This window comes from Gluconacetobacter entanii (assembly GCF_013155425.1).
In the GTDB taxonomy this organism is placed as follows: domain Bacteria; phylum Pseudomonadota; class Alphaproteobacteria; order Acetobacterales; family Acetobacteraceae; genus Novacetimonas; species Novacetimonas entanii.
Genome location: NZ_JABJWD010000011.1, coordinates 75120 through 93955 on the forward strand (window position 1 = coordinate 75120; position 18836 = coordinate 93955).

An 18836-nucleotide genomic window follows, 5' to 3' on the forward strand; every position below is an offset into this window, starting at 1 on the left:
TGCATCGCGCGCCGGCATGCCAAAGGACTACTGGCCGTGGCATCGGGCATCTTTTTCTGGCACATTGGCGGCATGCCCATGATACCGGTCGGGTCGCAGGCAGACGAATCCCAGGCAGACGAAGGCTGTAACCACTTGTCCGACGAATTGCGTTCCCTTCCGAAAATCCGCGCGCGTGGCCGCTCCTTCCTGGCGCTGGTGCTGTCACCCGAACCCGGCCTGTCCGACTGGATGGCCGGACTGGATGCGCAGATCGCCCGTTCCGCCGCCTTTTTCGCCAGCAAGCCGGTCATCCTCGACCTCTCCCTGCTCGGCCCGGACGAACCCGGCCTGGGCAAGCTGTATCCAGCGCTGCTCGAACGGGGCATCCGCATCATCGCGATCGAGGGCGCCGATCCCACCACGCCGGCCATCGCCCACTGGCAATGGCCGGCGGGGCTGGAGGGGGGGCGCGCGTCGGGCGCCGTGGACATTCCCGACGACCACGTTCCCGTCCCGGAACGGATACAGGGATCATCGCTGATCTTCGAACAGCCGATCCGTTCGGGGCAGACGATCGTGAACCCCGATGGCGACATCATCATCATCGGGTCGGTCGGGTCGGGGGCGGAAGTCACCGCCGCAGGGTCGATCCATGTCTATGGCGCGCTGCGCGGGCGGGCGATCGCAGGCATGAACGGGCAGCCCGAAGCCCGCATCTTCGCCCATGACATGCGCGCGGAACTTCTGGCGATCGATGGATATTATATGACCGCCGAGGATATCGACCCCCGATTTTCCGGCAACCCGTCACAGGCCATGCTCAATAATGACACAATCGTGGTGCAGCCACTCAGCCTGCGGACGGCGGCACCCTCAAGAAGATGAATTCAAGATACATTTTTCATCGTCGCAGCGGTTGCATCCCCCCCTGCCGCGCCCTTACTCTTAACAACCATATTTCAACCGTTATGGCCTATACCTCCCCGGGCCGCGGACGGAAATGACAGGACAAGGAAGAACTAGAATGGCGAAAGTGCTGGTCGTCACCTCCGGAAAGGGCGGGGTCGGCAAGACAACGTCCACCGCGGCACTGGGCGCGGCGCTGGCACAGACGGGGCAGAACGTGGTCGTGGTCGATTTCGATGTCGGCCTGCGTAACCTCGACCTTGTCATGGGCGCGGAACGCCGGGTCGTGTACGACCTGATCAATGTCATCCAGGGCGAAGCGAAGCTGTCGCAGGCGCTGATCCGTGACAAGCGCGTCGAAACCCTGTCGATCCTGCCCGCGTCGCAGACCCGCGACAAGGACGCCCTGACGGCCGAAGGCGTCGCCAAGGTAATCGGCGAACTGCGTGAAAAGTTCGACTGGATCATCTGCGACAGCCCTGCGGGCATCGAACGCGGCGCGCAACTGGCGATGTACCATGCGGATTACGCCGTCGTCGTCGCCAATCCCGAGGTATCGTCCGTGCGCGACAGCGACCGCATCATCGGCATGCTCGACAGCACGACGGAAAAGGCCAAGGGCGGCGGCAAGATCGAGAAATACCTGCTGGTGACACGTTATGACCCCGGCCGTGCCTCACGCGGGGAAATGCTGCGTACCGAAGACGTGCTTGAAATCCTGTCGATCCCGCTGCTGGGGATCATCCCCGAAAGCGAAGAAGTCCTGCGCGCGTCGAACCTCGGTTCGCCCGTCACGATTTCCAGCCCGCAAAGCCCGCCCGCCCGCGCCTATTTCGAGGCGGCGCGCAGGCTGGAAGGCGAAAAGATCGACGTCACCATACCCACTGAACGTAGCGGCCTGTTCGGGTGGCTGTTCAAGGGAAGATCCTGATCATGGGCCTGCTTGATACACTTTTCGGTCGCAACCGCAGTTCCGCGCCCGTCGCGCGCGACCGGTTGCAGATCCTGCTGGCGCACGAACGCGCCGGCACGGACGGGCAGGAATCCGAACTGCTCAACACCCTCCATAGCGAGATCCTCGAGGTCATAAAGAAACATATCCCCGTCGATCAGGACAAGGTCCAGATCAAGGTGGATCGGGGGACATCGGTTTCGATGCTGGAAATCGACATCGAAGTGCCCGCCCTCGAAAAAAAGAAACTGCGCGAGGGCCGATAATGCAAAAACGGGGCGATCGCCATGGCGATGCCCCGTTTTCTGCATTTCCGGGAATGCGTGCCCGGAAACAAACCTTCGATAAAAAGATAAAAGTTTTTGGTGAAGCTTTTTTCAAAAAGCTTCGAAAGACGCCGCCTTTTTGAAAAAAGGCGACACCCAAAAACTTTTAAATGCTTTCCTTATTTTTTGGGAATGGCGAGGTCCGGCCTTACGCCAGCATCGGTTCGATCCAGATCCGCGCATTGTTGAAATCCCGCGTGATCGCCTCACGCGCCGCCTGCGGGTCACGCGCGCGCAGCGCATCAATCAGTGCGGCGTGGGGATGTACATCCCCCATGCTGCGCATGCTTGGCATCGGGCGCGACAGGGCATAAAGCGGGCCGATACGCACCCACAGGTTACGCAGGATATTGGCCGTCAGCGGCAGGTCCGCCAATGCCGCGATCGTGGTGTGGAAATCCGCGTTCAGGGCGGCAACCGCCCCGTCATCACGAATGGCCAGCGCATCGACGAACTGGCGATGCAGCATGGCAAGCGTCTCGATCCCGTGCGCGCTGGCCTTCAGGGCCGCAGCCTCCGCCAGCCTTACCTCAAGGTCGGAACGCAGGGCATGGATTTCCGCGAAATTACGGCGCGTCATCGCGGGCACGACCGCCGTATTGCGGTCATTGAGTTCCAGCGCATGTTCGGACACCAGACGCAGCAGCGCCTCACGCACGGGGGTCGGGCTCAGGCCAAGTTCGGCAGCAAGGGGACGCAGGACAAGACGTTCGCCCGCGCGGTAGCGACTGCGGATCAGGCCACGCCGGACATGTTCATAGGCATCAACGCTGAGGACACGTCGGGGGGGCTTGCTGTTCTGGTCCGTGATATCCGCCACCATACTGCTATCTTATCCTTCGTACAAATATATCTTATTAATCCGTATAAATAATGATCTCCCCGCAGATGGCAACTTGTACTATGTGTCAGTTGCATTTTTTATGCATATTTCATTTAAATGACACACGACTACAGCCTAGGGTTGATAATCCAGCCCGATATCCATCGCCCTGACACTGTGGGTCAGCCATCCCATCGAAATCAGGTCGATCCCCGTCGCGGCGATCGTGGCGGCCGTTTCCGGCGTAACCCCGCCTGAGGCCTCGGCCACGGCGCGGTGGTCGATCATGCTGACCGCCTTGCGCAACTGCTCCGGCGTCATGTTGTCAAGCAGGAAGACATCCACCCCCCCGACCTCAAGCCCCTCGGCCAACTGTTCCAGTGTATCGACTTCCAGTTCGATACTGACCAGGTGTCCCGCCGCCGCCCGTGCACGCGTCAGGGCGGGACGGATGCCCCCCGCAATCGCAAGGTGGTTGTCCTTGATCAGGATCGCATCATCCAGCCCGAAACGGTGGTTGGCGCCACCGCCCGCGCGCACGGCGTATTTCTGGATCGCGCGCATGCCCGGCATGGTCTTGCGCGTACAACTGACCTTGACGCCAAAAGGTTCCACCGCCGCCGCCACCTGCGCCGTCGCGGTGGCGATGCCACACAGGTGCGACAGGAAATTCAGCGCAACCCGTTCCCCCGACAGGATGCCACGCGCCGGACCGCGCACACTTGCGATCACCTGCCCGGGGGTGACATGGGTGCCATCGGGCGCCGCGACCGTGAATTCGATGCTCGGGTCCATCAGGGTGAAGGCCAGGCGCGCCATGTCCAGTCCCGCGACAACCCCGGCCTGCCGGGCGGACAGCACCGCATGGGCGGACGGGTTGCCCTCCCCCAGCGTCACATCGGTGGTCAGGTCGCCACCACGGCCCAGATCCTCCATCAGGCCCGCGCGTACCAGCGGTTCAAGCATCAGGTCAGGCAGGGGGCGGATCGATGGGGAACGGATCGTCATGCGATCACTCCGTTATCAGGGGATAATGTCATCTTGCCGGCCTGCGCCACGATCGGCGCGATCGCATCACGCACCGCGCCAAGCGTCAGGCACGACGGCACGGCCTCATGGGCGGTTTCGGGGAAATCGGCGCGGAAATGACCGCCACGGCTTTCCCTGCGCTGCTGGGCCGCAAGCACCACCATGGCGGCGACAAGGGCCGCATCATCATGCTCCATCCGTGACGCAAACCGCCACAGTGTTTCATGCAGTTCGTCATGCGTGCGCACCACACCCGCGCCACGGGCCATGACGCGACGCAGGGCCTCGCTCGGGGCAGGCGTGAGGGGGGGCGCGACACCATCTTCCCCCGGCGGGGCGGTGCGGGCCAGCGACAGGCCCGACAGGTCACGGGCGACCCACGTGCCGAACGACACGGCCTCCAGCAGGGAATTGCTGGCAAGGCGGTTCGCCCCGTGCAGGCCGGTGCAGGACACCTCCCCGCAGGCCCACAGGCCGGGCACGCCGGTACGCCCGCGACCGTCCACCACGACCCCGCCCATATGGTAATGGGCGGCGGGCCGCACCGGGATCGGCTGCCGGGCGGGGTCGATCCCCTGCGCACGGCACAGCGCGTCGATGGCGGGAAAGCGGGTGGCGAAACGCGCACCAAGCACCTGCCGCGCATCAAGGAAGACATGGTGGCCTGCCCGCATGTGCCGCCACACCGCGCGCGAGACGATGTCGCGTGCGGCCAGTTCCTCGGTAAAGCGGTCACCATTCTCATCCACCAGCACGGCACCTTCGCCACGCACGGCCTCGCTGATGAGCGGCATCGGACCGGCCACATGACGGGCGGCAAGGGCCGTGGGATGGAACTGCACGAACTCAAGGTTGCCCAGGACCGCGCCTGCGCGCGCGGCCAGCGCCAGTCCCTGCCCGCAGGATCCCAGCGGGTTGGTCGTATCGCCAAACAGGCCGCCGATCCCCCCCGTGGCCAGCACCACGGCGGGCGCGGGCCATGTGATGTCACGTCCCATCACGCTGGCGCGCAGGCCGGTTACGGCCCCGTCATGGGTCAGGAGCGCCTGCACGCGGGCATTTTCAAGGACGGTGATGCGCGGGGTTGCGCGCACACGCGCCACCAGTGCCTCCATGATCGCGGCCCCGGACGCATCACCCCGCGCATGCACGATGCGGTGGCGGCAGTGCGCGGCCTCCAGCCCCAGTTTCAGCGTGCCGTCGGCCGCACGGTCGAAATGCACCCCGAACGCCGAAAGGCGCGCAATGGCGTCCGGCCCGTCGGCGGTCACACGGTCCACGATGGCGGGATCACACAGCCCCGCCCCGGCGGCCAGCGTATCGGCCGCATGCAGCGCGGGCGTGTCATCCGCCCCCACCGCGGCGGCAATCCCGCCCTGCGCCAGCATGCTCGACGCCATTGCGGGACGCGCGGCGGCCAGTGGCCCGGCCGAGAGCAGCACGCACGGCCCCTCAAGCATCAGCGCCGTCATCACCCCGGCCAGTCCGCCGCCGACAATGACGGGTTGCCCGGCAAGGGCGCGCAGGCTTTCGCCGGTCATATCGCCAGCATGCGTTCGACCGCACGCCGCCCGCGTGCCGCCAGCGCCGGGTCGATCGTCACCTCATGCGTCATGGTCTCCAGCGCGTGGCGCAGGCCCGACAGGGTGATGCGCTTCATGTGCGGGCACATGTTGCACGGGCGGACGAAATCGATCTTCGGATGCAAAAGGGCGAGGTTGTCGCTCATGGAGCACTCGGTCACCAGCAGCACCTTGCCGCCGTCATGGGCCTGCACGTAATCGCTCATCATCGCGGTGGAGCCGGAAAAATCCGACACCGCGACGACTTCGGGCGGGCATTCCGGATGCGCCAGCACCACCACGCCGGGATTATCCTCGCGCATGCGGGTGATTTCCTGCGGGGTGAAGCGTTCATGCACCTCGCAATGGCCGGGCCACGTGATCATCTTGATACCGGTCTCCGCCTCGATATTGCGGGCGAGGAATTCGTCGGGGATCATGATGACCCGGTCCGTGCCAAGGCTTTCGACCACACGCTTCGCATTGCCCGACGTGCAGCAGATGTCGCTTTCGGCCTTCACCTCCGCCGAGGTGTTGACGTAGGTCACGACGGGCACGCCGGGATGGCGTTCACGCAGCAGGCGCACATCGGCCGCCGTGATGGAATCTGCCAGCGAACATCCTGCCCGCATGTCGGGGATCAGCACGGTGCTGTCGGGATTGAGCATCTTCGCCGTCTCGGCCATGAAATGCACGCCCGCCATGACGATGACATCGGCGCTGGCCTCCTGCGCTTCCCGCGCGAGGGCGAGGCTGTCGCCACGGATGTCGGCAACGCAGTGGAAGATTTCCGGTGTCTGGTAATTATGCGCCAGGATAATCGCGTTGCGCTGCTGCTTGAGTTCCTCGATGGCGCGGATGTCGTCAAGGAACGTCGCCCACTCCATCTCGGGGACCAGATGGCGCACGCGGTCATAAAGCCGGTCAGCCGCTTGCCGGGGACCCAGTTGATTCATGATTGCCCTCCTCGCCGGTGGCCCCAGATTTCTTTATACTCAATTTGAGTATAAGTGAGGCACGATCATCCGGCCGGACACTTCCAACGTGAAACCCCGCCTGTGTCAATCAGGATTTTCGTGATCCTGTCCCTGCATCCATCCCGAAGGCGGGGCGTTCAGCCTGAATGTACGATCGGCAGCTTGCTTCCCGCGAACTGCCGCGCCCGCCGCACCTCGCCACAGAAACGGAACAGGCGGGCGGGCCTGCCGCCGGTCTTTTCGTCAATCCTGCCTGTTTCCTCAATAAGTTGCTGCTGTGTCACCAGCCTGCGGAAATTCTGCTTGTGCACATGGCATCCCGCCAGGCTTTCGACCGTGCGCTGCAACTGGAACAGGGTGAACTCCTCGGGCATCAGTTCGAACACGACGGGGCGGTAACGTATCCTTGCACGCAGGCGCGCCATGGCCGTTGCCAATATGCGACGGTGGTCACGGTGCATGTACCGGCCGGGAATCGCCTGCACGGGGGGGCATCCGGCTTCGGCCACCAGGGTCGCCTCATACAGCAGTTCATAGCGCTGCAGCACAAGTTCATCATCCCACGCGCCACCATCACCGATGGCGAACAGCGCCATGCAGCGCTGCCACTGGCGCATCCGCGTCTCGATATCCGCCATGCCCGCCACCCACGCGCACAGGCGGCGTTCGATCAGGTCCGTGACCTCCTGCGTCGTGTCGCTGGTGCGGTCCTCCCACGGGAAATAGTCGTACCAGTCCCGCCACCCCGTCTCCCGCGCGTGGCTGCGGGTCAGGGCGAGGTAGGAGATGGAGATGCTGCGGCCCTGTTCGGGATGCAGGGCGCGGTCATGGTCGGCAAAGGTATAAAGCTGCTCCACATGGCCGATGGGATGGCCGGTCTGCTGCTCCACCCATGAACGCACGCCCGCCTGCAGGGAACGGTGGCCGCTTTCCAGCGGGCCGGAGGGCAGCAGGCGGCCATCGTCGATCGTCATCACCTGCGGCACGCCGTCACGCACCGCCGTCAGCACCGCGATCAGTTCCGTCACCACATGCGACATCATGCCATCCGCGCCCATCATGCCCCCATCATGCCCCGGTGTAACGTCCGGCGTACTGCCCCTGCCGTACTGCCCTGCCATGCAGGACGTGCCGTATCACATGCCCCTGTATAATGTGCCGGTGTGTTTCGCATGCAACCGTCATGCCCCTCCCCCGTTATGACAGGCACAATCCGCCACGAACGCCACAGGCGCGGGTCTTTCCCGATGCGTGCCCGTTCATGATCCGAAAGGAGCACCGGAATGGCGAAAGCCGCTGAAAACACATTCCTGACCGACGTGCAGACCCTGCGCGCCCGTGCGAAGGCCTCCATCGAACAGGGGGCGCTGACCCCTGCCTATCAGGGGAACGTCAAGACGGCCATCGACCTGCTGCAGACGGTTGTCGCGACGGAACTTGTCTGTGTCCTGCGCTATACCATGCATTCGATTTCGGTCGAAGGCATCACCAGCGAAAGCGTCGCCGCCGAATTCGCGACCCACGCCAAGGAAGAGCGCGCGCATATGATGTGGGCCGCCGAACGCATCGACCAGTTGGGCGGCGTGCCCAACCTGTCACCCGAAGGACTGGCCACCCGTTCGGCCAGCGAATATGGCGCGGGCGGCAACCTGGTGGAAATGGTGCGCCAGAACCTCGTGGCCGAACGCCTCGTGATCGAGCATTACCGCGAACTGATCCGCTATTTCGCGGACCATGACCCGACCACGCGCATCATGCTTGAAAAGATCCTCGCCGAAGAAGAGGAACACGCAACGGACATGCATGACCTGCTGGTCGCGCATGAAGGCACGCCGTTCCTGCCCTGATCCCTACGTTCGGCCATTTTTCCCTTTTTCGCGGCGCCTGCGTCCCCCGGCCATGTCCCGACATGGCCGGCCGCCCCTGCACGCCCGGTCCCTGCCCTTTTCCCGCACACCGGACGCATCAAGCGCCGCATGACAGCATCCGGCACGGTCGATGGCCCCCTGAACAGGGATGGCCTGACCGCCTGCCAAAACCGGACCAACCATTACGGAGACCCTGACATGACAGACGTCAGAACCTACGACCTGTTCATTGGTGGCGAATGGGTGCCCGCCACGACCGAGGAACGCGACACCATCCGCAACCCCGCAACGGGCGAGGCGCTGGCCAGCGTCGGCATCGCCAGCAAGGACGACGTCGATCGCGCCCTGCAGACCGCGCAGGAAGCCTTTGGCACCTGGAGCCGCCTGATCGCCACCGACCGCGCGGACTACCTGTACAAGCTGATCGACCTGATCCGCCGGGACGAGGACAGGCTGGCGCGCATCATCACCAGCGAAAACGGCAAGCCCATCCGCGAGGCGAAGGTGGAGGTCAACTTCGCCATCCAGTTGATCCGCTTCGCCGCGGAAAATGCCCGCAGGCTGGAGGGTAACATCATCCCCGGCAGCCGCCCGGGCGAAAAGATCCTGATCGAGAAGATCCCCCATGGCGTCGTCGCCGGGATTTCGGCATGGAACTTCCCCCTTGCCCTGACGGCGCGCAAGCTTGGCCCGGCGCTGGCGGCGGGCAACACCTTCGTCATCAAGCCGCATGAACTGACGCCGCTTGCGACACTCGCGCTGGCGGAACTGTCGGTGGAAGCAGGCTTCCCCAAGGGCGTGTTCAACGTCGTCACCGGTGGCGGCGTGACGGTGGGCAACCAGCTTGTCACCAACCCGATCACTAAGCTGATCACCATGACCGGCAGCACGCCCGCAGGCCGCAAGATCATGGCGGCGGCATCCGAAGGGCTGAAGGAAGTGCGGCTTGAACTGGGCGGCAAGGCCCCGTTCATCGTCATGGACGACGCGGATATCGAGGCCGCGGCGAACGCTGCCGTTGCCGCACGATTCATGAATTGCGGGCAGGTCTGCACCGCCAACGAACGCACCTATGTCCACCAGGCGGTCTATGACCAGTTCCTCGACCTGCTACGCAGGAAGATAGCGGAAATCAAGGTCGGCAACCCGCTCGATGCGGACACGACCATGGGGCCGAAGATCAGCAGGGCGGAGATGGAAAAGGTCGATGACATGGTCCAGCGCGCCGTGGCGCAGGGTGCGAAGGTCGAGATCGGGGGCAAGGCCCTGACGGGTGGCATCTATGACGCGGGCAATTTCTATGCGCCCACGCTGCTGACGAACGTGACGAACGAAATGGACATCACGCAGAACGAGGTGTTCGGCCCGGTCCTGTCGCTCATCAAGGTCGAGGACTTTGACGAGGCGCTGATGATGGCCAACAAGTCGCGCTATGGCCTGTCGGCCTACATGTTCACGCAGGACCTCAAGAAGATCATGCGCATGAGCAATGAACTGAATTTTGGCGAGATCTACGTCAACCGCGAAGGGGGCGAGGCCGCGCAGGGCTTCCACCATGGTTATGGCGACAGCGGCATCGGGGGCGAAGACGGGCAGTACGGCCTCGAAGCCTATGTCGATACCAAGACCATCTACCTCAATTACTGAGGCGGTTTTCGCATCGCGCGACCATGACAGGGGGCCTTCGGGCTCCCTGTTTTCGTATGAACCGACTGAAGTAAAAGAAGTTTTTGGTGAAGCTTTTTCCAAAAAGCTTCAAAGAACGCCGCTTTTTCAGATCAAAAGGCGGCACCCAAAAACTTTTAATATTTATCCAAAAATACGCACGCCCTCAGATCTGGCGCATCCAGACCGTGCTGACGCTGTGGCTTGGCCCCTTGCGCAGGATCAGGCGCGCGCGTTCGCGCGTGGGCAGGATGTTTTCCTCAAGGTTCGGCAGGTTGATGCGTCGCCAGATATCACGCGCCACCTTCTCCGCCTGCTCCGGGGTCAGGTCGCGGTAATGGTGGAAATATGACGTCGGCTTGCGAAAGGCGGTCTGCTGCAGCAACTGGAAACGCTGCACGTACCACCGTTCGATATCCTGCGTATCCGCGTCGAGATAGATGGAAAAGTCAAAGAAGTCCGACGCCATGAAGGGCTGTTCCGACGCGGTCTGCAGCACGTTCAGTCCCTCGAAGATCAGGATGTCCGGCTGGTCCACCACCTGATAGCGGTCGGGGATGATGTCATAGGCCTCGTGCGAGTAGATGGGCACGTCGAGGTTACGCTCCCCCGCCTTGAGCGCGGCGAGGAAGGAGATCATCTGCCGCAGGTCATAGCTTTCGGGAAAGCCCTTGCGCGCCATCAGGTCACGCTCCTGCAGCACGCGCGTGGGCAGCAGGAAGCCGTCCGTCGTCACCAGCGACACGTTGGGATGGTCGGGCCAGCGCGACAGCACCGCCTGCAGCAGGCGGGCGAACGTGCTCTTGCCCACGCCCACACTTCCGGCGATGCCGATGATGAAGGGCACCGTCCGGCGCGGTACGCCGAGGAAGGCGCTCTTGACCATGTTGTTGAGGCTGCGACTGGCAAGCACATGCAGGTTGAGCAGGCGCGACAGCGGCAGGTACACCTCCGCAATGTCCTCGAGCGAGACCGGTTCGTTATGGCCGCGCAGGGACGCGACCTCCGCCTCGTTCAGGGACTGGGGCACATTGGCGCGCAGGGCCGCCCATTCGGGGCGGGGGAAAATCATGTATGGCCGGGTCGCGCCATATGACGGGACCTGTGGCGTGTCGGGACTGTTACCCTTTCCACTCTCCAAGGGCCGCTCTCCTCCTGATGGTCGATCCGGGCACAGGTGCCCTTATCCACGCCGGGCGGCGTAACATCTTACCCTGCCCCGATCCAGAGCCACGGGCCCCAATTTCGCGTGTGCAGGCCCTGTATCGCATCCTACGGCCCCTACCTGATACAGTCGTGACAATTGTGACACGCCTGCGCCCCCTGTCTGGCGGCCCTGTTCGGGTGCGATACAGGGGCGTGCAAGACGGGTTTGCAGGGCGGCCCGGGAGACACTGGCCCTGTTAAGTGCTGGTGATGAGCATCAAGGGCCCTGCCCTGAAACCCGCCAAAGGGGATTGCCCTTTGGAAACCATGACTTATCAGTGAATTGAGGAGGTGAGAGGTCAGCGCCCCCTTGAAAAATCGCCCTTCAACACGCAACGAGAACAGAGCCTGCCCCCTCCCGCATGATGGATCGTCCGATGCCCCCCACACTTTCCCCCTCCGCAGCACCAGATGCGTGGCACGACGAGACCGCGCGCACCGCATTGCGACGGATCTTCGACGCCGCCATCCACAGCGCGCAGCCAGCACGCGTGCTGTCGCGCCACCTGCCCCCGCCACCAGCGGGACGGTGCGTGGTGATCGGCGCGGGCAAGGCCGCCGCCGCCATGGCTGCGGCCCTGGAACAGGCATGGCCGGACGTGCCGCTGCGTGGGGTTGTGGTGACGCGCGACGGGCACATGGCCACGACGTCGCGCATCCGCGTGATGGAAGCCGCCCATCCCGTCCCCGACAGCCGAAGCGAGGACGCGGCGCGCGCCATGCTTGACGAAGTGCGGGGCCTTGGGCCGGATGACCTTGTCATCGCCCTGATTTCCGGGGGTGGTTCGGCGCTGATGGAACTGCCCGCACCGGGCCTGACGCTGGAGGACATGCGCGCACTCAACCGCGCCCTACTCCATTCGGGGGCGGATATCGGCGACATGAACCTGGTGCGCCGCCACCAGTCGCAGGTCAAGGGGGGACGCCTGGCCTGCGCCTGCGCGCCAGCGCCCGTGCTGACACTGGCCATCAGCGACGTGCCGGGGGATGACCCGCTGACCATCGCAAGCGGGCCGACCGTGCCGGACCCCACGACACCTGCCGATGCGCTCGCGGTACTGCGCCGCCGCGACATCACCGTCCCGCCACAGGTCATCGACGCCCTGACACATCCTGCGCCCGCACGCATGCAGCCCAACCCGGACAATCGCTACATCCTGATTTCCACACCGCTGATGGCGCTGGAGGCCGCGGCAGACGAGGCACGCAGCCTTGGCCTGACGCCGCTGATCCTTGGCGATGCGCTGGAGGGGGAAAGCCGGGAAGCCGCGATCATCATGGCTGGCATCGCGCAGTCCGCGCGCCACCACGGCATGCCGGTGGCAGGGCCTGCCGTGCTGCTATCGGGCGGGGAGACGACCGTCAGCATCCGCCCGGCCGATGGCCCACCCGGGCGCGGCGGGCGCAATACGGAATTCCTGCTTTCCCTCGCCCTTGCGTTGCGGGGACAGGACGGGATCTGGGCCATCGCGGGGGACAGCGACGGCATTGACGGGACCGAGGACGCGGCAGGTGCGCTCATCACGCCCGATACGCTGTCACGCGCCCGCGCGCTGGGACTGGACCCGCGGGAGTTCCTGCGCCGCCATGACAGCTACAGCCTGTTTGACGCCACGGGAGACCTGATCCGCACCGGCCCGACGCTGACGAACGTCAACGACATCCGTGCAATCATGGTGCTGTAGGGGATTCGAAAAACCATTGATAAAATAAAAAGTTTTTGGTGAAGCTTTTTTCAAAAAGCTTCAAGGAACGCCGCCTTTTTGAAAAAAGGCGGCACCCAAAAACTTTTAATCATTCTTCCCGGACAGACGGGTCAGTTCGCATTGCCCCCATGCGGCTTGCCGTAACTGACCTGCGTGTCAGGCACGACGAAGTGCTTGGGGTCTTCCTGATTCTGGGAATCATCGTCATCCCCCGCCTGCGACGGGTCGTAGCCGGAGGAGATCATCTGCATCGCCGCCGCGTCGGGCATGGGGTGATAGGCCTCGGTCGCGGCGTCGGGGTCCGGGTCGATGCGCGGCAACTGCCGCACATGCCCGGCGGCGGAGGCATGGGCCGGGCCAGGCACCGTGGTCCCGTTGGCGCGATGCCCGCCAATGGGGGGCATCGCCTCATCAACATCCACGGGATCGGTGGGGTCGCCATGCATCGTATCGGCGCACGACGCCAGGCACAGCAAAAGCCCGATCATGACAAGACGCGGTTTCATGCGCGCACAGTATCATCCCGCGCCACGGCACAAAGCCCGATTATTGCATATCCTGCCGTCACGCCATGGTGACGGCAGAAGACGTCCATACGGGCGGGTACGTCATTCCGCCTCATCTTCGGGATCGACCAGCATGGCTTCGGCCACCACGCCCGCCTGCTCACGCACGCGGCGTTCGATGTCGGCGGCCATTTCGGGATGCTCACGCAGGAACTGCTTGGCGTTTTCACGCCCCTGCCCAATGCGCTGGCTGTCGCAGGAGAACCACGCCCCGGACTTTTCCACGATCCCGGCCTTTACGCCAAGGTCGATCAGTTCGCCCATCTTGCTGATGCCTTCGCCATACATGATGTCGAATTCCACCTGCCGGAAGGGCGGCGCCATCTTGTTCTTGACCACCTTGACGCGGGTCTGGTTGCCCACGACCTCGTCCTTGTCCTTGATGGAGCCGATGCGGCGGATGTCCATGCGCACCGAGGCATAGAATTTCAGCGCATTGCCGCCCGTCGTCGTCTCCGGGCTGCCGAACATGACGCCGATCTTCAGGCGGATCTGGTTGAGGAAGATCATCATGGTGTTCGAACGCGACACCGATCCCGTCAGCTTGCGCAGCGCCTGGCTCATCAGGCGGGCATGCAGGCCGACATGGCTGTCGCCCATGTCGCCCTCAAGTTCCGCGCGCGGGACAAGGGCGGCCACACTGTCGATCACCAGCACGTCGATCGCCCCAGAACGCACCAGCGTATCGGCAATCTCCAGCGCCTGTTCGCCGGCGTCAGGCTGGCTGATGAGGAGGTTGTCCACATCCACCCCAAGCTTGCGCGCATAGCCGGGATCAAGCGCGTGCTCCGCATCGATGAAGGCGCAGGTGCCGCCCTTTTTCTGCGCCTCCGCAATGGCGTGGAGCGCCATGGTCGTCTTGCCCGAACTTTCAGGGCCATAGATTTCCACGATACGCCCGCGCGGCAGGCCACCGATGCCAAGGCCGATATCAAGGCCAAGCGACCCGGTGGAGATCACATCGACCTCCGCCTTGGGCCGTTCGCCCATGCGCATGATCGATCCCTTGCCGAATGCGCGTTCGATCTGGCTCAGCGCACCTTCGAGAGCCTTGCCTTTGTCAATACCCGGAGCCTGTGCCATGGCCTGCTTACCTTTTCGACGAAGCTGTGTTTCGCGCATTCCATGTTCCTGTCTGTGGGTCAACACAGGATCCGCCGGACGGGATGGACGTGTCCGGGGGCTTTCCACATGGAAGCGGCCTTGCTGCTTCCTATATGGAACAAAACAAGATCATTTACAACCTTGCCCCTGTCATTTGCCGTATCATTTCTCCCGCCCCGACATGACGCGGGAGGTCACGCCTCACCGTGGCCCGACCGCAAGGCCGGTTTCACGCGGGTCCGAACCGGCGACGCATGCCGCGCCATCACCGGGCAGGCCACGGGGACAGACGATGGCGTTGACGCGCCCTTCGGCCGTGACCGCGCGCGATGCGGGCGCCTGCCCGGACAGGACAAGCTTCATCTCCTCCGCCACGGCGGCGGCGGCATCGTTCTGGCCCGACCCGGCCACGGCGGCGCGGAAGGCATGGCCGTCACTGGCGATCGCGGCAGACAGCAGCGCTGCGGGCATGCGCGCGGGTGACGCCGCAAGCACGATGCCTGTATTGCCCGCGATGCGTCCCGTGCCGAACAGGTTGTTCATCGTCAGGCTGCACGCCACGGCCATACCGGCATGGTCCACCACGGCAAAGGAGGTCGAGGCCGGAAGCGGCGGCAGCATGCCACTGCCCGGCGTGCCGGAATCAAGGACGGCCTGCGCGCGGGCGGTCTGGTCATCATTGGTCAGTTTGCCCTGCGTATCCCCGCCACGCGCGCGCCATGCGGCGACGACCCCCTGTGACAGGGCCTCGGGGTTGCCCTGCCCGGCCAGCAGCGCGCGGAAGGCAACGGCGCTGCCGAGGCCACCATCGGCGGGGGGCGGCAGGAACGCGACCGTCAGGCCGCCTGCGGCACTGACCCGCAGCGGCAGGCGTTCGGAGGGGATGGCCGCGCGCAGGTCGCTGGTCTGCAACCCGCCGCCCGCGGCCTGGCTGCCTGCGGTGAAGGACTGCGCCAGCGCGCCGTTATACATGTCGCCCACGCCCATGCTGCGGATCTGGTCCAGCACGCCGGACAGGTGCGTCTGCACCAGTGCGTCCCCTTCGACCAGGGCCGTGCCATCGGTGCGACTGAAGATCGCGCGCATGCCCGGATCCGCCAGCAGAGGTCCCTGCACGGTGGCAAGATCACTTGCCAACTGGTGGCTGACATTGACGCCATTGACCGCAAGCGACATCGCATCAGGCAGGATTTCGGCGAAGGAGGTGGTGCCATATTGCAGGTGCATCAGGTACATCCCGCGCACCAGCATCGGGACCGCCGCGGGACGATCCGCATGGGGCGCGCCGGGGATGCCATCGGTGGTGCCCCCGCGCGGGGTGAAGATGAAGGCGCGGCCCCCTTCATTATCGCCGGGGCGGTAGGCAAGGCACGCCCCGCCCGATCCCATCGACGCGCGGGACGGCAGCGTCACCGCCAGCGCCATGCCCATTGCCGCCGCCGCATCGGCCGCATTGCCACCACGCGAAAGGATATCGCGCCCGACCATGGCGGCCTGTGGTTCATCGGCGGCCACGGTCCCGATCAGCGCACCGGGCGACGGGCCGAACATGTGGGTGACAAGGTGCATGGGCGAGGAATGGCCACATCCGGCGACGGAAACCGCAAGCATTGCCGACAACGCGACCCGGACGGACCTGCGCGCAAAGGAATTCATGGAATGCTCTGGCACGCGTCTTCTTCTCCATTTGACCACAACAGCATATGCCCCGCCAGCCTATGGCATCGACACACCGGCATTCCGCCATTAGCGGTCTTGCGCGCAGGGGGCAAGCGGCCTTTTGCACCACTGCCACCACGGGCGCGGCGACATGAGAGCGCCCCCCGGCAGGCTGTTGCATGGATTTTCCATACCCCGGTTCCATGGACAGAAAACTGATGGAAAAGGCTTTTTCCAGACCATGTCCCCTGCGGATGCCCGGCCGGCGGGTGAACTGCGGATCATTGCGCAAATATAGTGAACATGGGTGCCGACCACGGGAAAGACGGGATAACGAGGATATGGTCAGGGCATGTACCGTGGATACGCCATGGGTATGCATGATTTGGTCACATCATGGCCGGACACAGGCCAAAGCGTAGGACAGGAATAAAAACAATTCCCTAGAATATCTCATATTCTTTTTCGTTTAAGTTCGGTGAAAATTCAATCGGGCATACAACACGCAATCATGCCGGGATTCATAAATGAAATCGTTTCAATTTATTCGGGATAAGTATATAAATTACAATAACATAATTTTAAATGCAGTTTCAATAATATATGCGGACATAATATCACATTTAATTATTTATATGGAAAAATAATTTCTATTTCCAGATAATAACTTGAAAAATCCACCTATTTATTAAGTAAATAATACACAATTATCCGCAAACACATATGGAAAAATACATTTTATAAATCAAAAAAAATATGCCGTGCGCTTTCCCATATATACCTCAGGATAACTCGCGCCCTGCCTTTACTGGCACTTTTTCTGGAATGTTTTTTGCCCTGATTGAAATAACCACATCACTCATGTGCCTTTTGACCTTGATATTCCTTCCTGTAACCAAAGCAGAATTTTCCGGGACAAGTCAGGAATATGGCCCCAAGGCATGAAATATGCGCATCGACCTTTCCGCCTGCGGGGCCAGTCCTGATCCTGCCGGTTGCCGTGGCATTTCATTTCGGCTTCCCGCCCTGTCACGCGTGAAACCCGTCACGGCATTGCCATGCATGGCGGATCTTTAACATGCCATCTTCTTTCCTTACCTGCTGGCATCCTTTACATACCCCCATCCTGACCCGATTGACGGAGGCCGCCCGTGTCCATTTCCCACAATACCCGCCGATTGCGCCGCCTGTTGCCCGTCTCCATGGCCGCGGCCCTGCTGGCGGGCGGGCTTTACGCCCCGACCGGGGCCCTTGCCCAGAGCGCGAGCGACACCTTCACCCCCGCGCAGCGCAAGGCAATCGTGGAAATCGTGCGCGATGCGCTGAAGACCGATCCCTCCATCCTGACCGATGCGATCACCGCGCTGCGGCAGAATGCCGCCAACCAGGCGCAGGCCTCGGCACAGGGGGCGCTGGCCGCCCATCGGGCGCAACTGCTCAACCCCGTGGCGTCGGACGCGATCCTTGGCAATGCGCAGGCCACAACCACCGTGGTCGAATTCTATGACCCGCGCTGCCCCTACTGCCGCAAGGTCCTGCCCGACCTTGACCGGATCGTGGCGGAGGACAAGAGCGTGCGCATCATCGAAAAGGTCGTCCCCGTACTGGGACAGGGCAGCCTGATTGCGTCACAGGCGCTGGTCGCCGCGTTCCAGCAGGGCGGACAGGCGGCGTATTTCAAGATGCAGCACGCCATCATGACGGACTCGGAACATCCCACCGTCGATCGCATGCGTACGCTCGCCAAACAGTGCGGACTGGATGCGGACCAGATGGCCAAGGCGATGAACGGGGAGAAAGTTACCGCCGTGCTTCAGGCGAACATGGAACTTGCCCACGGCATCGGCCTTGACGGGACACCCACCTTTGTCTTCAACGCCCGCCAGATCATTCCCGGCGCGGTGGATTACGACGAACTCAAGAAGGCCATCGCCCATACCCGCTGATCCGGCGGCGTCACGCAGCACCCCCGCCATACGGCCCGCCCGTCCGGGGGATGCCGCGTTCCTGCCGGCAATCGAACACTCGGCCGCGCAACGCTTCGCCACCATTCCCGCGCTGGCGGGACTGGCGACGGGTGATGTCATGACGGCACAGACGCATCTGGCATGTATCGCTGAAGGCACATGCTGGGTGGCGCAGGACGACACGGGCATGATTGTCGGCTTCCTCAGCGCCCGGACGCAGCATGACAGCCTGCATATCCTCGAACTTTCAGTCCGCCGGGAATCACAGGGGCAGGGGTTGGGACGCGCGCTTCTGCACGCGGCCATGCATCAGGTGCGGCAGTCACGCAGGACGGGCGGCCTGACCCTGACCACATTTCGCGATGTCGCGTGGAATGCGCCGTTCTACCGCGCGATGGGGTTCGTGGACATGGATACCCCGCCCCCATGGCTGCGGGCACTGCTGGCGGAAGAAATCGCGGGGGGATTTCCGGCCGGGTCGCGCTGCGCAATGCGGTGGCGGCCGGGGAAAGAGATTATCCGGAAATAATCCGTTGAT

At 63.3% G+C, this 18836-nt stretch carries 17 protein-coding genes; 8 read left to right on the forward strand and 9 right to left on the reverse strand.

What is annotated here, in order from left to right:
• Nucleotides 1-135 precede the first annotated feature (135 nt).
• The 3 genes from minC to minE all read left to right on the forward strand — a co-directional run bounded on the left by minC (nt 136) and on the right by minE (nt 2106).
• Nucleotides 136-867 (forward strand): septum site-determining protein MinC, encoded by a 732-nt coding sequence (minC, locus tag HNH97_RS03235; RefSeq protein ID WP_110912397.1) that lies wholly within the window; start codon nt 136-138, stop codon nt 865-867.
• A gap of 139 nt (nt 868-1006) precedes the next feature.
• Nucleotides 1007-1819 carry a septum site-determining protein MinD gene (gene minD, locus HNH97_RS03240; RefSeq protein WP_110094512.1) on the forward strand — a complete coding sequence of 271 codons (813 nt, stop codon included), beginning with the start codon at nt 1007-1009 and terminating at the stop codon, nt 1817-1819.
• A gap of 2 nt (nt 1820-1821) precedes the next feature.
• Nucleotides 1822-2106: a cell division topological specificity factor MinE gene (gene minE, locus HNH97_RS03245; protein WP_110912330.1), complete on the forward strand. Its 285-nt coding sequence runs from the start codon at nt 1822-1824 to the stop codon at nt 2104-2106.
• A 208-nt stretch (nt 2107-2314) separates the two neighbouring features.
• On the opposite strand, the gene HNH97_RS03250 is transcribed toward minE, so the two are convergent.
• From HNH97_RS03250 to HNH97_RS03270, 5 genes are all read right to left on the reverse strand, one after another.
• On the reverse strand, nt 2315-2989 hold the full coding sequence (locus HNH97_RS03250) for a GntR family transcriptional regulator (RefSeq protein WP_110912329.1): 675 nt from the start codon (nt 2987-2989) through the stop codon (nt 2315-2317).
• A 135-nt stretch (nt 2990-3124) separates the two neighbouring features.
• Nucleotides 3125-3997 carry a carboxylating nicotinate-nucleotide diphosphorylase gene (gene nadC / locus HNH97_RS03255; protein WP_110912328.1) on the reverse strand — a complete coding sequence of 291 codons (873 nt, stop codon included), beginning with the start codon at nt 3995-3997 and terminating at the stop codon, nt 3125-3127.
• Complete coding sequence (locus tag HNH97_RS03260; protein WP_171789846.1) at nt 3994-5559, reverse strand: L-aspartate oxidase; 1566 nt, start codon at nt 5557-5559, stop codon at nt 3994-3996. The genes nadC and HNH97_RS03260 overlap by 4 nt, the downstream gene beginning before the upstream one ends.
• Entirely contained in the window at nt 5556-6536 is a 981-nt protein-coding gene (gene nadA, locus HNH97_RS03265; RefSeq protein ID WP_171789847.1) for a quinolinate synthase NadA, read from the reverse strand. Before nadA ends, HNH97_RS03260 begins: the two co-directional genes overlap by 4 nt.
• A gap of 158 nt (nt 6537-6694) precedes the next feature.
• Complete coding sequence (locus HNH97_RS03270) at nt 6695-7618, reverse strand: NUDIX hydrolase (RefSeq protein ID WP_407716835.1); 924 nt, start codon at nt 7616-7618, stop codon at nt 6695-6697.
• Between the two features lie 222 nt (nt 7619-7840).
• Here HNH97_RS03270 and HNH97_RS03275 point away from each other — a divergent pair, with 222 nt between their 5' ends.
• Nucleotides 7841-8404 carry a ferritin-like domain-containing protein gene (locus HNH97_RS03275; RefSeq protein ID WP_110912325.1) on the forward strand — a complete coding sequence of 188 codons (564 nt, stop codon included), beginning with the start codon at nt 7841-7843 and terminating at the stop codon, nt 8402-8404.
• A 219-nt stretch (nt 8405-8623) separates the two neighbouring features.
• Nucleotides 8624-10072, forward strand: coding sequence for an aldehyde dehydrogenase (gene aldA, locus HNH97_RS03280; protein WP_171789848.1), 1449 nt, complete (start codon nt 8624-8626; stop codon nt 10070-10072).
• Nucleotides 10073-10256: 184 nt separating this feature from the next.
• On the opposite strand, the gene coaA is transcribed toward aldA, so the two are convergent.
• A complete protein-coding gene (gene coaA / locus HNH97_RS03285) occupies nt 10257-11231 on the reverse strand; it encodes a type I pantothenate kinase (protein ID WP_171789849.1) in 975 nt (324 codons plus the stop codon).
• Between the two features lie 442 nt (nt 11232-11673).
• Here coaA and HNH97_RS03290 point away from each other — a divergent pair, with 442 nt between their 5' ends.
• Nucleotides 11674-12981 carry a glycerate kinase type-2 family protein gene (locus HNH97_RS03290; RefSeq protein ID WP_171789850.1) on the forward strand — a complete coding sequence of 436 codons (1308 nt, stop codon included), beginning with the start codon at nt 11674-11676 and terminating at the stop codon, nt 12979-12981.
• A 131-nt stretch (nt 12982-13112) separates the two neighbouring features.
• Here HNH97_RS03290 and HNH97_RS03295 read toward each other — a convergent pair whose 3' ends face one another.
• From HNH97_RS03295 to HNH97_RS03305, 3 genes are all read right to left on the reverse strand, one after another.
• Nucleotides 13113-13508 carry a hypothetical protein gene (locus tag HNH97_RS03295; protein WP_227744576.1) on the reverse strand — a complete coding sequence of 132 codons (396 nt, stop codon included), beginning with the start codon at nt 13506-13508 and terminating at the stop codon, nt 13113-13115.
• Between the two features lie 102 nt (nt 13509-13610).
• Nucleotides 13611-14651, reverse strand: coding sequence for a recombinase RecA (gene recA / locus HNH97_RS03300; protein WP_110094523.1), 1041 nt, complete (start codon nt 14649-14651; stop codon nt 13611-13613).
• A gap of 222 nt (nt 14652-14873) precedes the next feature.
• Entirely contained in the window at nt 14874-16283 is a 1410-nt protein-coding gene (locus HNH97_RS03305) for a gamma-glutamyltransferase (protein WP_171789909.1), read from the reverse strand.
• 1250 nt (nt 16284-17533) lie between these two features.
• On the opposite strand from HNH97_RS03305, the gene HNH97_RS03310 reads away from it, so the two are divergent.
• Both HNH97_RS03310 and HNH97_RS03315 read left to right on the forward strand, forming a co-directional pair.
• Nucleotides 17534-18277: a DsbA family protein gene (locus HNH97_RS03310; protein WP_110912320.1), complete on the forward strand. Its 744-nt coding sequence runs from the start codon at nt 17534-17536 to the stop codon at nt 18275-18277.
• Nucleotides 18198-18827 (forward strand): GNAT family N-acetyltransferase, encoded by a 630-nt coding sequence (locus tag HNH97_RS03315; protein ID WP_216657501.1) that lies wholly within the window; start codon nt 18198-18200, stop codon nt 18825-18827. The genes HNH97_RS03310 and HNH97_RS03315 overlap by 80 nt, the downstream gene beginning before the upstream one ends.
• Nucleotides 18828-18836 lie beyond the last annotated feature (9 nt).